The organism is uncultured Campylobacter sp., assembly GCF_937921625.1.
Classification (GTDB): domain Bacteria; phylum Campylobacterota; class Campylobacteria; order Campylobacterales; family Campylobacteraceae; genus Campylobacter_B.
Genome location: NZ_CAKZTI010000055.1, coordinates 77,710 through 90,626 on the forward strand (window position 1 = coordinate 77,710; position 12,917 = coordinate 90,626).

The 12,917-nt window shown below is 49.1% G+C and carries 12 protein-coding genes; 6 read left to right on the plus strand and 6 right to left on the minus strand.

Annotated features, from left to right (window positions below):
- Positions 1-96 precede the first annotated feature (96 nt).
- Genes argB through nadE form a run of 4 tightly spaced genes read right to left on the minus strand, consistent with a single transcriptional unit; the run spans position 97 to position 4,028 of the window.
- On the minus strand, positions 97-954 hold the full coding sequence (argB, locus tag Q0101_RS09380; protein ID WP_297944794.1) for an acetylglutamate kinase: 858 nt from the start codon (positions 952-954) through the stop codon (positions 97-99).
- Between the two features lie 18 nt (positions 955-972).
- Entirely contained in the window at positions 973-2,085 is a 1,113-nt protein-coding gene (locus Q0101_RS09385; RefSeq protein WP_297944797.1) for a tetraacyldisaccharide 4'-kinase, read from the minus strand.
- Complete coding sequence (locus Q0101_RS09390; RefSeq protein ID WP_297944799.1) at positions 2,078-3,214, minus strand: DegT/DnrJ/EryC1/StrS aminotransferase family protein; 1,137 nt, start codon at positions 3,212-3,214, stop codon at positions 2,078-2,080. The genes Q0101_RS09385 and Q0101_RS09390 overlap by 8 nt, the downstream gene beginning before the upstream one ends.
- 10 nt (positions 3,215-3,224) lie before the next feature.
- The gene (gene nadE, locus Q0101_RS09395) at positions 3,225-4,028 is read right to left on the minus strand and encodes an NAD(+) synthase (protein ID WP_297944802.1); all 804 of its coding nucleotides are present in this window, start codon (positions 4,026-4,028) and stop codon (positions 3,225-3,227) included.
- 91 nt (positions 4,029-4,119) lie between these two features.
- Here nadE and Q0101_RS09400 point away from each other — a divergent pair, with 91 nt between their 5' ends.
- Positions 4,120-4,719, plus strand: a complete 600-nt coding sequence (locus Q0101_RS09400; protein WP_297944805.1) for an MBL fold metallo-hydrolase — start codon at positions 4,120-4,122, stop codon at positions 4,717-4,719.
- A 503-nt stretch (positions 4,720-5,222) separates the two neighbouring features.
- On the opposite strand, the gene cmoB is transcribed toward Q0101_RS09400, so the two are convergent.
- Positions 5,223-6,116 (minus strand): tRNA 5-methoxyuridine(34)/uridine 5-oxyacetic acid(34) synthase CmoB, encoded by an 894-nt coding sequence (cmoB, locus tag Q0101_RS09405; RefSeq protein WP_297944808.1) that lies wholly within the window; start codon positions 6,114-6,116, stop codon positions 5,223-5,225.
- A 107-nt stretch (positions 6,117-6,223) separates the two neighbouring features.
- Here cmoB and Q0101_RS09410 point away from each other — a divergent pair, with 107 nt between their 5' ends.
- The 4 genes from Q0101_RS09410 to Q0101_RS09425 all read left to right on the plus strand — a co-directional run bounded on the left by Q0101_RS09410 (position 6,224) and on the right by Q0101_RS09425 (position 10,928).
- Positions 6,224-7,279 (plus strand): transglutaminase-like domain-containing protein, encoded by a 1,056-nt coding sequence (locus Q0101_RS09410; protein ID WP_297944811.1) that lies wholly within the window; start codon positions 6,224-6,226, stop codon positions 7,277-7,279.
- 334 nt (positions 7,280-7,613) lie between these two features.
- On the plus strand, positions 7,614-8,684 hold the full coding sequence (locus tag Q0101_RS09415; RefSeq protein WP_297944813.1) for a transglutaminase-like domain-containing protein: 1,071 nt from the start codon (positions 7,614-7,616) through the stop codon (positions 8,682-8,684).
- Positions 8,685-9,147: 463 nt separating this feature from the next.
- Positions 9,148-9,849 (plus strand): cytochrome-c oxidase, encoded by a 702-nt coding sequence (locus Q0101_RS09420; RefSeq protein WP_297944816.1) that lies wholly within the window; start codon positions 9,148-9,150, stop codon positions 9,847-9,849.
- Positions 9,850-9,977: 128 nt separating this feature from the next.
- Positions 9,978-10,928 carry an NADAR family protein gene (locus Q0101_RS09425; protein WP_297944819.1) on the plus strand — a complete coding sequence of 317 codons (951 nt, stop codon included), beginning with the start codon at positions 9,978-9,980 and terminating at the stop codon, positions 10,926-10,928.
- A 178-nt stretch (positions 10,929-11,106) separates the two neighbouring features.
- Here Q0101_RS09425 and Q0101_RS09430 read toward each other — a convergent pair whose 3' ends face one another.
- Positions 11,107-11,430 (minus strand): multidrug efflux SMR transporter, encoded by a 324-nt coding sequence (locus tag Q0101_RS09430; RefSeq protein WP_297881746.1) that lies wholly within the window; start codon positions 11,428-11,430, stop codon positions 11,107-11,109.
- Positions 11,431-11,679: 249 nt separating this feature from the next.
- On the opposite strand from Q0101_RS09430, the gene Q0101_RS09435 reads away from it, so the two are divergent.
- Positions 11,680-12,915, plus strand: a complete 1,236-nt coding sequence (locus Q0101_RS09435) for a hypothetical protein (RefSeq protein ID WP_297944823.1) — start codon at positions 11,680-11,682, stop codon at positions 12,913-12,915.
- Positions 12,916-12,917: the final 2 nt, after the last annotated feature.

Here is a 12,917-nt window from a genome sequence, read left to right on the forward strand (position 1 = left end):
TTTACGCCCGCCTAGGCGCTTTAAATTTGATCGCTTAGGCTGCTTGCGCGGACTTGCGGCATTGCCTCTTTAAGCCTGCCGCCTCCGCGCTCGCGCCTAAATTTCTTCCTTTATCAAACTTCCTATGCCGCCGTCCGTGAAAAGCTCAAGCAGGATCGAGTGCGGAATTTTGCCGTTGATGATATGTGCGGCATTTGCGCCGTTTCGCACGCACTGCAGGCACGCATCGACCTTTGGGATCATGCCGCCTGCGATCGTGCCGTCCTTTTTAAGCTTCGAAATGAGCGCGGCATCAAGCTTGCTGATTAAATTTCCCTCTTTATCGAGCACTCCGTCAATGTCGCTTAAAAATATCGCCTTACTCGCTTTTAGCGCGGCTGTGATCCTGCTGGCGCAGAGATCGGCGTTGATATTAAAGCTCACGTTTTCGTCCGTCTCGCCGCCCGCAAGCGGAGCGATTACCGGCAGATAGTCCTTTTGCAGCAGGTCGTTTATCAGCTTGGTGTTTACCTCGGTGATCTCGCCTACGAATCCGTATTTTTTCTCATCGAGGAATTTTGCCCTCAAAAGCCCGCCGTCCTTGCCGCTGATACCGATCGCGGGCGCGCCGTTTTGGTTCAAAAGCGCCGTAATCTCTTTATTTACCGCGCCGCTTAGCACCATCTCGGTAATTTCGATCGCGTCTTTATTCGTTACGCGAAGTCCATCGCAAAACTCGCTGCGCACGCCGATCTTATCCAGGGTCTGATTGATCTTTTTGCCGCCGCCGTGCACGACGATGATCTTGATGCCGACCATATGCAAAAGCACGATATCGCGAGCAAAATCAAGCTTGAGTGTATCGTCGGTTTGCGCCGCGCCGCCGTATTTGACGACGAAAATTTTATCTCTAAATTTACGGATATAGGGCAGCGCGGAGATGATGACTTCGGCGGTTTTGCTCTTTTTTATCATAAAATTCCTTTAAAAACCTTATTTTATCATAGCTTGGTTTATGTAGTTTTGAATTTTGCGGATAAAGTTTTCGCTTAGCTTCAAATTTAACAAAATCACCGAAATTTCCGCGCTCAAGTCCCTTAATTTCACGTAATCTTTTGCCGTGCAAAGGATATGCTCCGCGCCCTCGCGCCTTAGCAGCTCTAAAATATGCTCTTTTTTGAAATCATAATGATCGAGGAAAAACGCGTGAGCTTTTGCGAGCGGCAAAAACTCTTGCAAACGCCAAGGCTTGGCGATAGCGCTGATTAAGATCGTGCGGGATTTTTCAAAACCAGCCTCTTTGGAGTTTGAAATTTTATCCTCGGTAGGGTTTAAATTTGAAATTTTATCTGCGGCGCCTGGATTTAAATTTGAAATTTTATCTGCGGCGGTTTTTAAATTTAAATCCGAAATTTTATCCGCGGTGGAATTTGAAATTTCATCCGTGCCGTTTAGCTTACTTTGCAGATCCGCCGCCGAAATGATTTTAAGCTCCTGCGAGATGTCGCTTTGCGCGGGTATGAAATCCGCAAATTTATAAAAAAACGGCGGGTAGCGATACGCGGCGAAGGGCAGGCAAAAGGGCAGCTTAGGCGCGCTTTGCGGGCGCAGCAAGATATCAAATTTAGATATATTAAATTTAGAAAATCCGTCGTCTAAGATCACCAGCTCAAAGCCGAGAGTTTGCGCGCGCAAGATCCCTGCGGCGCGATCTTCGCTGACGATCACGTTTGCGCCGCGCAGAAACAGCGCGTATTCCATCGCCTCATCTCCGCTTTGCCGCACGTCGCAAAGTATTCGGCCGCCGAGCGCCACTTCGAGCAAGCCTCTGCTTTTGCGCCCGTATCCGCGAAGGATGATACATGTTTTGAGCTCCTCGCTAAATTCTTTAAAAAGCGCCCGCACTAGCGGGGTTTTGCCACTTCCGCCGAGGGTTAAATTTCCGACGCTGATTATCGGAATTTTAAATTTTTGCGGCTTAGCAAAGAGCCTTTTTAGGCATACGATCAGCGTGTAAAGTAGCGAAAGAGGTGCTAAAATCACCCCTAGCACAAACCACGCGGGGCTCGGGTCGTATAAGTTTCGCTCGATTAGGAGTTTAAACACGATTTTGCGCTATCTCTTTGATCTGCTCGCAGATGTAGCTTACATCGTCGTCGCTAAGCGCCGTATAGATCGGCAGGGATAAAATTTGCTGATAGTTTTTAAGCGCATTCGGGAAATCATTGACCTTGTAATTATATTTGCTTTTATAGTAGCTTAGCAGATGCACCGGCACATAGTGTAGCGAAACGCTCACTCCGCGCGAGATCAGCGCTTTGGCGAAATCGTCGCGGTTTTTGTCGATCTTTACGATGAATTGAGTATAGATATGCTCCTCGCTGTCGCTTGGAAGCGTCACGTGCGGGCAGTTTGCAAGCTGCTCGCGATACGCTGCGGCGATCTGCTTGCGGCGCTTTATAAAAGCGTCGGTTTTTTCAAACTGGGCGATCGCGTAGGCGGAATTTATAGCGTTAAGATCGTATTTTTGACCGATACGATCGACGTCGTAGGTAAAGGACATATTGCCGTCTTTGTAAAAGGCGTCTCCTACGATGCCGCCGTTTCTTAAAATTTGCGCGGCGCTTGCTATCTCATCGTCGTTCGTAACGAAAAAGCCCGCCGTAGAGATCGCGTCTTGCGCTTGAGGATTGATCTGAAAGCACGATATGAGCGAGCTTTTAAGCGCTCCGATTTTTGCGCCTTTATAGGTAGCGCCCATAGCGCGGCACGCATCGTCTATAAGGATGATATTTTCGCTTTTGGCGACCTCGCTGATGGCGCCTATATCTGCAGCAAGTCCTGCGATGTGCGAGATGAAAGCGCATTTTAGCTTCTTGTGGCGGTTCTGATCTATCGTGCGAGCAAGGCTTTCGCTCGTAATGTTAAAGCTTATCGGATCGATATCTACAAAAACTGGCTCTGCGTCGAAGTGGCGGATCACTTCGGCGACATTGGGGAAGGAATTTACGGAGCATAAAATTTTATCTCCGCGCTTAATATCCATCGCGCAAAGCGCCAGATGCAGCGCCGTCGTGCCGCTAGTGGTAGATACGGCGTGCTTTACGCCGAAATATTTACAAATATCCTCTTCAAAAATTTCGCTATATCTTATATCGCTGTTGTAGAGGGCGCTTTTGATTAAGTCTTCCTCCTTTTTATCGATTTGAGCCTTATAAAACGGTATCTCTTTCATAAATCTCTCCTTAGTGTGCGGGCTCTATGCGAGCGACCGCAGGCGCGCGAAGCTTAAAATTATTTTTAAGAATTCTATGGACGACAAATTTCACCAGCTCTTGATTGTGGCGCGAGTTTTGCAGATATTTTAGATCGTTTGCGGTTATTTGCTCGCCTGAGCGAAATTTCGTCCGCAGCGCTTCGTGCGAAAAAATATCTCTTAGCACACTATCTAAGATCTCGTAGCTGTATCCAAGCTCACGTTCGTCGCTTTGATTTTCCCATAGATCGGCGCTGGGAGCTTTTTTTATAATCGCATCGTCTATGCATAAAATTTTTGCAAATTTAAACAGATCGCTTTTAAAAATTTCTCCGATCGGATTAAACGCGCAGGCTAAATCGCCGTAGATCGTGCCGTAGCCGAGCATCCGCTCGCTAAGATTGCTCGTGCCTACGACTACGCCGCGTTTAGCCGCGCTGTAATCATAAAGCAAGCTCATTCTTATGCGCGCGGCGAAATTTCCGATGCGAAGAGCGCTTGCGCCGGGATTTAAAGCGGTAAAATTTTCTACAAATGGCGCGATCTCTTGGATTTCGTAGGGGATATTAAAGGATTCGCAGTGAAAGATGCCGTCTGCCATATTTTCTAAATTTGAACCCGCACTAGGTAGGATAAGCCCGTAAGTGGGGATCTCGGTAAGCGCACAAAGCGCAGAAACCACGGCGCTGTCAAGCCCACCGCTGATGCCTACTACAAAGGCGTCTGCGCCCGTCTCATCGAGCTTGGCGGATAAAAAATCGGTCAGTTGCGGCAGTAAGTCGTCCAAAAGCATTTAGCTAACCTTAAAATTTTATATTAACTTTGAAATTTTAGCTATTTTTGGCTAAATTACGGCTTTAATATAAGCTTAAAAGGAGATTTTGATGCAAATTTTAAAAAGAGCTTTCGGCGAATACGTGACGAATTGCTACATTCTAAAGGGCGAGCAGGGCGATCTGGTGATCGATCCGGGCGAGGGTAGCTTTGATTGGGTGATGCAAAATACGGGAAAGATCGCGGCGGTTTTGAATACGCACGGGCACTACGATCACGTTTACGACGACGCCAAGCTGCAAAGGGCGGGCGCTAAAATTTATATCCACGAAAGCGACGCCTTTATGCTGCGGGCGGATCCTTTTGAGACGATGCCAGAATCCATAGAAGCGGACGTGCTCATAAAAGGGCAGGAGCAAAGCCTTGAAATAGCGGGCTTTAACGTTAAATTTAGCCTCTTTGCAGGACACACGCCGGGCAGCTGTATGATAGAAGTAGGCGGCGTGATCTTTAGCGGCGACGTCATATTCAAAGGCTCTATCGGCAGGTGGGATTTTCCCTTTTCAAACGGCGAGCAGATGAAAGAATCTCTGCATAAAATTTTGCAGATAGAGGGCGATTTTACGCTCTATCCGGGACACGGCCCAAATACGAGTCTAGCGGCCGAGAGGCAAAATTTAAAATATTTTTTGCAACTTTTTGAGCGCTGATCGTTTAAATTTAACTGCGTTTCGCCGCACAATAAGCGGTGAAGCGGTGTGAAGCGGTGTGAAGCGGTGTGAAGCGGTGTGAAGCGGTGTGAAGCTGCTCGGCGCCGAAAAATTTATACCGCTTGGTTCGCGGGCGCTAGAATTTGTGCCGCTTTGCTCGCATTGTAGGCGCCAAAATTTACCGCTTTATTTGTTGCTATGGGCGTTAAATTTTGCGCCCCGTTTGCTGTATGCGCGCATTGGCGTGCGATGCACAGATAAAATTTAATCTACCGCCGCTTGATTAAATTTAGTAAAATTTCGCGCCGTCGCACGCAAGACGCAAAACATAATGCACGAGGCGAAATTTAAATTTGCACCGCCGTACCGATCCTAGCCGCTACAATGTGATCTAATCCAATTCGAGCCCGCTAAATTTAGCTAAATTTAGCATCCTGCCGAATGCAAAATTTTCCCCGCGAGTCGATAAATTCAGTAAATTTTACGCGTTTCAAAGGCGCGCATCACGCCCGAAGCCGCACGTAGATACGCCTCGGGGCGGGGTAGCCCTCGATCGTGCGCGAGCTATCGAGCGGGTCTAGGAAATTCTCCAAGCTCTGCCCGTCGATCCACTCCGTTTTGCGCTGCTCGCTAGCATCCGTGGGCTTTTGAGCCAAAATTTCAAAATCTCTAAATTTCGCCCGCTCGCACCAATTCTGTAGCGCGCCGACGGTCGGGACGAAGTAGATATTTGAAATTTTCGAGTAGCTGTTTTTCGGGCACAGCGCGAAATCGCCCGCCCCCTCGATATACATCGTGTCTAAAATCACCTCGCCGCCCGCATTTAGCGAGGCTCGCAGATCTTTTAGCATCTTTACGGGATCGCTGCGATGGTAGATGACGCCAAGGCAGAAGATCGTATCGAATTTGTGCTCGTAAAAAGGCAGATGCTCTACGCCCAAAAGCTCGAATTGCGCGCCGCTGCGAAAGAATTTCTCGAGGAAACGAAACTGCAGATAAAATAGCGCGCTCGGGTCAAACCCCACTAGTCGCGCAGGCTTTAGAGCGCTTGCGCGAAACATATAGTAGCCGTTGTTGCAGCCCACGTCGGCGACGGTTTTGCCACTCAGATTTAAAAACGGCTGCAGCAGGTTAAATTTTACGAAGCTTCGCCACTCGGTATCGATAAAAAGATCATTCAGCGCGAAAGGTCCTTTGCGCCACGGTTTTAGCGCTCGCGCGATACGCGAAATTTCATCTCTCTGCTCCGCGCTTGCGTTAAAGCTTGCGCGCACGACGTCGCCGCACTCGCAGCCGCACTCGCCTATTTGCAGCGCCTCGATCGCACTTAAAATTTCGCGGTTTTGCCCGCTTTGCAGCTTTTTAAAGTTCTCGTCTCTGATTTTTTGCAGATCCATTTTAGTCCTAAAATTTCAAAATTTAGCGCCATTTTAACATAAAATTTTATCCATTTTAAGGCGCAAATAGATAAAATCGACTTGCAATTCAAGCAAAGGAGCAAAAAATGCAAGAAGCAAAAACGAGAAAATTTAGCCTCAGGTTTAATCACGAAATTTCAAGTAGTGGCGCAGAGGTGCGGCTTTGGCTGCCGTTAGTGCTGCAAGAGCCCTATCAGAGGTTGCTTGGCGAATATCATGCCCGCTCAAATGCGCAAGAGTCTGCTATCTGCGGAGATCATATAAGCACGTACTACGCGCGCTTCGCACCCGATAAAGAGGCAAGAGCGGGCGTCGGCAAATACGGCGAGCAAGGTGTCGTAGGCGAAGAGGATGATTATTTTGAGCTTAGCTTCGATATTGAAATTTCGGAGCGAAACACCGATTTTAGCAAGGTAAGCTTTAATGAAAATGAGCGCTTGAGCCCCGAGATCAAGGAGTTTTTAAAGCCTTCAAAGCTAATTCCGGTAGGCGGCGCTGCGAAACAAAAATCAGACGAGATCACCGGCTCGCTTAAAGGTGATCTAGAAAAGGCGCGCGCGATCTACGAGTGGGTCGCTAAAAATATGAGCCGCGATAATAGCGTGATCGCATGCGGCAGCGGCGATGCAGCAGCGATTTTAAGCAGCGGCAAGCTAAGCGGTAAATGCGCCGATATTAATAGCGTGTTCGTAGCGCTCTGCAGGGCAGCGGGCATTCCTGCTCGCGCTATTTACGGCATCCGCACGGGCGCAGCGCAGAAATTTTCTCCTGAAATGGGTGTCATGGGCGCCTTAAGCGGCGATGCGCTTGAAATTTCGGGCGCGCAGCACTGCAGAGCGGAATTTTATCTAAAAGGCTATGGCTGGATCCCTGTCGATCCTGCGGACGTTACGAAGGTGCGACTCGGCGAAGGCTTAAGCGAGGATGATTCTAAGCTGGCGCAGGTGCGCGAGTATCTTTTCGGTAACTGGGAGCCGTGCTGGCTGGGCTTTAACTACGCTCGCGAAATCGTGCTAAATCCGCGTCCGGCGCACGTTCCGATCGAAATTTTTTCGCATCCATATTGCGAAGTGGGCGGTACGCCGAAAGATCCGTACTCTCCTAAAAATTTTATCTACGAGTATTTTTCGCGCGAAATTTAGCCTTCTGACGGCTTGCATTTTACCGCCGCGATTTGCTTAAGCTAAGCCGCCGCGTTTCGTCGAAGCTTAACCGTTTAATCGAAGCGCATGCTTGGCTTTGCGACAGCGGCGCTTTTTGCGTGGTTTAGCCTACGCCGCCGATACATACTGCCTGCGCGCCTAGGTTGCGGACTATCATGCCCGCTTTGGCGAAATTTCGCGCTATGTCTTGAAGCGAAATTTTAAAATTTTAAAGCTGGTGAAATTTTAAATTTAGCGATTTCAAAGCCGCAAAAGGTTAAAATCCACGCATAATTAGGGCTAAGGCTTAGCCATTTTATTTTGAAGGCATTTCATGCAAAGACGCGATTTTTTAAGAAACACTGCGATTTTAGGCGCCGTTATGGCAACTCCGAGTACCATTTTGGGCGGGGAAAAAGCCATTGGCAAAAAGAGAGCTTTTGGGCTCTCGCTAAATCACGAAATTTTGGAGAAGGGCAAGCAGACTCGGCTTTGGATACCGCTTCCTCTTATCACGGAATATCAAAAGGTAAGCGACGTAAAATTTGACGGTAATTTCAACGATCCGTCCGTGGACTACGGCGAAATTCCGACGCTCTATGCCGGCTACGTCGGGGTGGCAAAGCCCACGCTAAACATTAAATTTAGCGTCGAGACCTTTGAGCGAAATACCGACTTTAGCAAGGTAAAATTTAATCCGAACGAAAAGCTTAACCCCGAGGTGGCAAAGTTTTTAGAGCCTAGCACGCAGATTCAAATCGACGGCGTCGTCAAGCAAAAATCAGACGAGATCGCAGGCGGCGTCAAGGGTGATCTGGAAAAGGCGCGCGCGATTTATACGTGGGTGGCAAACACTATGCAGCGCGATAACAGCGTGCTAGGCTGCGGGCTAGGGGACGTGAAGCAAATTTTAAGTAGCGGCAAGCTAAGCGGCAAATGCACCGACATAAATAGCGTTTTCGTTGCACTTTGCCGCGCGCAGGGCATCGCCGCAAGAGAGATGTTTGGCATCCGCGTCGGCGCGTCAAGATTTAGCGCTCAAATGGGCGCCGCGCCTAAAGACGACGTCAGCCATATCTCGGGCGCGCAGCACTGCAGAGCGGAATTTTATCTCAAAGGCCACGGCTGGATCCCGGTCGATCCCGCAGACGTTACAAAGGTGCGATTGGGCGAGAAGCTAAGCAATGACGACAGCAAGCTCGCTAAAATCCGCGAGTATTTATTCGGCAACTGGGAGATGTGCTGGATCGGCTTTAACTACGGCAGAGACTTCACGCTAAGCCCACGCCCGGCGCAGTTCCCGATCAATAATTTCGGCTATCCTTACGGCGAAGTGGACGGCAACACGCTTAATTACTACTCGCCGAAAGAATTTAGCTACGATTACAGATCGAAGGAGCTGTAGCGGCTCGCGTTTTGCTATGCGGCGCGCCAGCTTGGGCTTTTGAGCGGCATACAAAGAACTCTCTCGGTTAGGCGTCTTTAAAGCGAATGTATAAGAATGCGCCTAATCTGCGCGCTACCGCGCCTGCATCGGCAAAAAATTCCGCGCCTTGTTTGGCTGGAATTTTAAAATTTCAAGATGAACGGAATCTTAAAATTTTGATGCGCAAGATTCTAAAATTTTGATAGCGCTTCGAGCGATTTTGTGCGCTCTAAGCGATCTAAATTATGAGCTAAATTTTACGACTAGTGGCATTAAATTTAGCCGCGTAAAGCGTCGCGCTGAAGCCGAATCAAAAGAAATAGAGCCGCACCGCAAAATTAAAATTCCGCAAAAATATATTCGTTAAAGATCAAGCTCGCGCTCTTAAATTTCAGGGTATAATTACGAAGCAAATTTACAAAATTTAACCGAAGGAGAGACCATGAAAAAATTTCGTTCACTGCTGCTGTGTGCGGCGGCGGCGGCGACTTTGAGCGCCCAGAGTGAGGACAAGGTGGAAAAAATCACTTCGATCGACATCTATGTCTCGCCGTTTTATTCAGCTAAGGAGGGCAAGCCCGAATACGTGCATGTTTACGAGCCGATCGACGATCTGTTGATGAAAAATGACGTGGCGAGCCTAAAAAAGGCGATCAAAATCATCGAGGACGCTCCAGATATGATCGCTCCGACTACGCTGATGACCATCGCTGCGCGCGCTTATGATCTGGGGCTTAAGGACGACGCGGTGTTTTGGTTCTACGCGGGCAAATACCGCTTCATCTCCTTCGCTTCGGTAATCGACGTCAGCGGCGCGATGTTTATGGAGACGGTCGAGGCAAATTCCGCTTTCATGCACCTTGCGGGCGACGTGATCAACCCATACGCGTTTTGCGACATCGACAAGCAGCAGATCATAGTCGAAAAGGCGGTCGATTGGGTAAAGGATCATCCGTATAAGGCGATATTTTCGGATAAATTCCCATCCATGGCTAGCGACCGCAAGGCGGCTCTAAAGGAAGTGATAGAAAAGCTCAAAGCCGATCAGCAGAAGCAAAAGCAGTATTTCGCCGATCCGAAAAACAGAGCCGATTACATCGCCGAGCGTAAGAAATACCGCACAGACGAGCGCTTCTGCGACTAAAATTTGCGGCTAGGCTTACCCTCTGGCGGGCTTTGCTAGCTTAGCCGCATTTTGCCTAAATTTCAGCTCGTAGACTAAATTTAGGCAAATTTCAAGCTATGCTACAAAATAAAATTTAAGGAAAAGGCGTGAGCGAAATTTTAAAAAACGTGATGCCGCCGCCGTGGATCAAATACCCCGCTCTTAGCGAGTTTTCGCTTGGCTGGCGGATGGGCGCGGCAGAGGATTATAAATTTAAATTTTGGCAGTGGTTCGAGCGGCTGGATAAAGCGGCGCAAAAAGCGTATTCACGGGCCTTCCCCTATCCTTGCTTTTGGCACTACGGCGACTGGGACGGGCTGGACGAGACGTCTGAAAATGAGCGCGTAAAATGCGCGCATGGCAGCGACAGATGCTGCGCGGAGCCACGAAATTTGAAATTTAGCGAGTGTGATGAGCTTAGGGACGATCTTACGGACGACATAGACGATTTCTACCGCGAGGGCGTGCCGTTTTGGCGAGCAGGCGGAGCGTCGAAATACGACAAAACCTCGCTAATAAATTCTTCCAAAGCGCACGAATTTCTATTTTTCTACAAGCCGGATGCGGCCGCGGATGAATCCTGCCTCGGGCAGTGGCAGAGCTCGCCTTTTGCCGTAGATGCCGACGAGTATCTATGCGCCGAGCAGTTTATGATGGCGAGCAAGGCGCAAATATTCGGCGACGAGCAGACGCGGGAGCGGATAATGCAAAGCCGCGATGCAAAGCAGATGAAGGCGCTAGGCAGGCAAGTGCGGGGCTTTGATGAGCGGCTCTGGGGCGAGGTGCGCTACAGCGTCGTGCTAAGCGGCAATTACTATAAATTTACGCAAAATCCCGCGATGATGCGCTTTTTGCTCGCGACGGGAGATAAAATTTTAGTTGAGACCAGCCCGCTGGATAAAATTTGTGGTATCGGCCTTGGGCTGCAGAGCGAAAACGCAAGTCGTCCGAGCGCGTGGCGCGGGCAAAATCTGCTCGGCTTTGCGCTGATGGAGGTGCGAGACGAGCTGCGCAGGCTATATAAAAACTACGACCTGATCGATAAGAATTTTTTGTAAGATTAGGCGGCGGTTAAAATTTTACCGCTCCCGCCAGGTACATTCGGCACGGACATAGCGCGGCAGCGAGGCGAGGCGGTAAATTTATAAAATTTTAAAATTTACGCAGACGGCTGAGGCTCGCGCCGCTTTTGCAGTAGCGATAGTTAGATCGGAGGCTAAATTTAAACGCGCCGTCTTAGTGTCCTGCGCCGAAGAAATTACACATCGCCGTGCCTATCACGATGAGCGCTATGCCGCATATCGCGGGCACAGAGAGCTTTTCGTGGAAGTAAAACACCGAAAGCAGCGATGCTAATACTATGCCGAGCCCGCCCCACGTAGCGTAAGCGACGCTAAGCTTTACCGTTTTTAGCGCAAGCGCTAAAAAATAAAAGCACGCGCCGTATGCCGCTAGCGTGGCTAGAGAATAATTCAGCTTACTAAATCCGTCCGAGAGCTTCATACAGTTGGTCCCCGCTAGCTCCAAAACTATAGCAAGCCCCAAATAAACGTATCCCATAAGTGCTCCTTAATGTAATTTGAGCCGAAATTTTATAGAAATTTCTCTTAAATTTCACCCAAAGGCGTCCCTGGCGGCTTGCGTAAAATTTGCGCCACATATTTGAGTAAAACCGGCGCTTCGGCAACGTAAAATTCCACCGCTACCGCCTAAAAATCGAAGTTTTTAAATTTAGCCGCGCGGCGAAATTTTATCCGTTTTTATATACGAACATTATATAATTATCAAAATTTTTTCCAAGGAGAGAGGATGAAAAAGCTCGCTACGATACTTGCGCTGCTCTGTGCAGCGGCGTTTGCCAAGGAGTATGAGTATATGGTGCAAAGCATGAGCTACAGCTCACTCGGGCAGCGCAAGGAGAGCACGCATCTAAGCTACGACGCGGCGGCGCGCAAGCTGGAGCAGGTAAGATATACGAACTCCTCGGACGGCCTAGGCTCTAGCTACAAAGAGATCAGCTACTTTGACAAAAAGGGGGATATGGTTAAATTTGAAGTATTTAACCTCGATCTTAAAAGCGGCAAGTGGAAAAAAATAGAAGACTACACGGAAAGCGTCAAAGACGGCGTCACGACGCGCGAGAGCAATTCGATAGCGGATGACGGCACGCGCAATGCGAGCAAAACCGTCTCCAGCTACGACGGTAACGCGACGCAGGACGTGCGATATAAGTTTGTAAAGGGCAAATGGCAGAAAGATAGCATGAACAGATCCGTAAAAAACGCGTGGGATAAGGAGGAGCTTACGATAAGCTTCAAATGGGACGGCAAGAGCTGGCAGCCCAAAGATAAGACCGAAATTTTCTACGACAGCCTAGGAGAGATGAGCGGATACGTGAGCTACGAGTTTGTAAACGGCGCGTGGCAAAACAGCGAGCGAGAGATGCTTAACGGCGATAGAAACGGCAGCTACGAGCAGATCCGCAGCACCTTTAAGGACGGCGCGTGGCAAAACGCGACGATGAGTAAGCATGAGCTTGACGCCGCGAGGGGCGAGGAGGTCGTTACGAGCTTCATCTGGAACGACGAGAAGGGCGCGTGGGATAATATGAGCAAACAAACCGCTATCAAGAAGGGCGCGGATCTTAATATGACCTCTTATTTGTGGGATGAGCAGCTTAAAGATTGGGTCAAAAGCTACTCAAACGGCGAAATTTACGACAAATCGGGCGAGCGCCCGCTCGAGCAAAGCTACGAATCAAATTCCAGCAGCGGCAAATACGTCTATAGCTATGACGAGCGCGGCAGCAATACGGCGATGGATATCTACAAGCTTGATGCGAGCGGCAAATGGGTGCAAACGGGGCGCTCGGAGGCTACTTACGATACCCAAATCCCGGCAGATAGCGTGGGGCACGGAGCCGCGCTGATGATGTTTGAGATGCCTAGCGCCTACGCGATAACGAGCTTTAAGGAATTTAAGCTTAAAGACGGTAAACCCGAGCTCATAACGGAGCAGACGTGGAAATACAAAAAGATAAAGTAGCG

Bases quoted from the DNA above. Each gene is read 5' to 3' on its own strand.
- Q0101_RS09415 (WP_297944813.1), top strand. From the start codon at position 7,614: ATGCAAAGACGCGATTTTTTAAGAAACACTGCGATTTTAGGCGCCGTT.
- Q0101_RS09390 (WP_297944799.1), bottom strand. From the start codon at position 3,214: ATGAAAGAGATACCGTTTTATAAGGCTCAAATCGATAAAAAGGAGGAA.
- nadE (WP_297944802.1), bottom strand. From the start codon at position 4,028: ATGCTTTTGGACGACTTACTGCCGCAACTGACCGATTTTTTATCCGCC.
- argB (WP_297944794.1), bottom strand. From the start codon at position 954: ATGATAAAAAAGAGCAAAACCGCCGAAGTCATCATCTCCGCGCTGCCC.
- Q0101_RS09400 (WP_297944805.1), top strand. From the start codon at position 4,120: ATGCAAATTTTAAAAAGAGCTTTCGGCGAATACGTGACGAATTGCTAC.
- cmoB (WP_297944808.1), bottom strand. From the start codon at position 6,116: ATGGATCTGCAAAAAATCAGAGACGAGAACTTTAAAAAGCTGCAAAGC.
- Q0101_RS09420 (WP_297944816.1), top strand. From the start codon at position 9,148: ATGAAAAAATTTCGTTCACTGCTGCTGTGTGCGGCGGCGGCGGCGACT.
- Q0101_RS09435 (WP_297944823.1), top strand. From the start codon at position 11,680: ATGAAAAAGCTCGCTACGATACTTGCGCTGCTCTGTGCAGCGGCGTTT.
- Q0101_RS09410 (WP_297944811.1), top strand. From the start codon at position 6,224: ATGCAAGAAGCAAAAACGAGAAAATTTAGCCTCAGGTTTAATCACGAA.
- Q0101_RS09430 (WP_297881746.1), bottom strand. From the start codon at position 11,430: ATGGGATACGTTTATTTGGGGCTTGCTATAGTTTTGGAGCTAGCGGGG.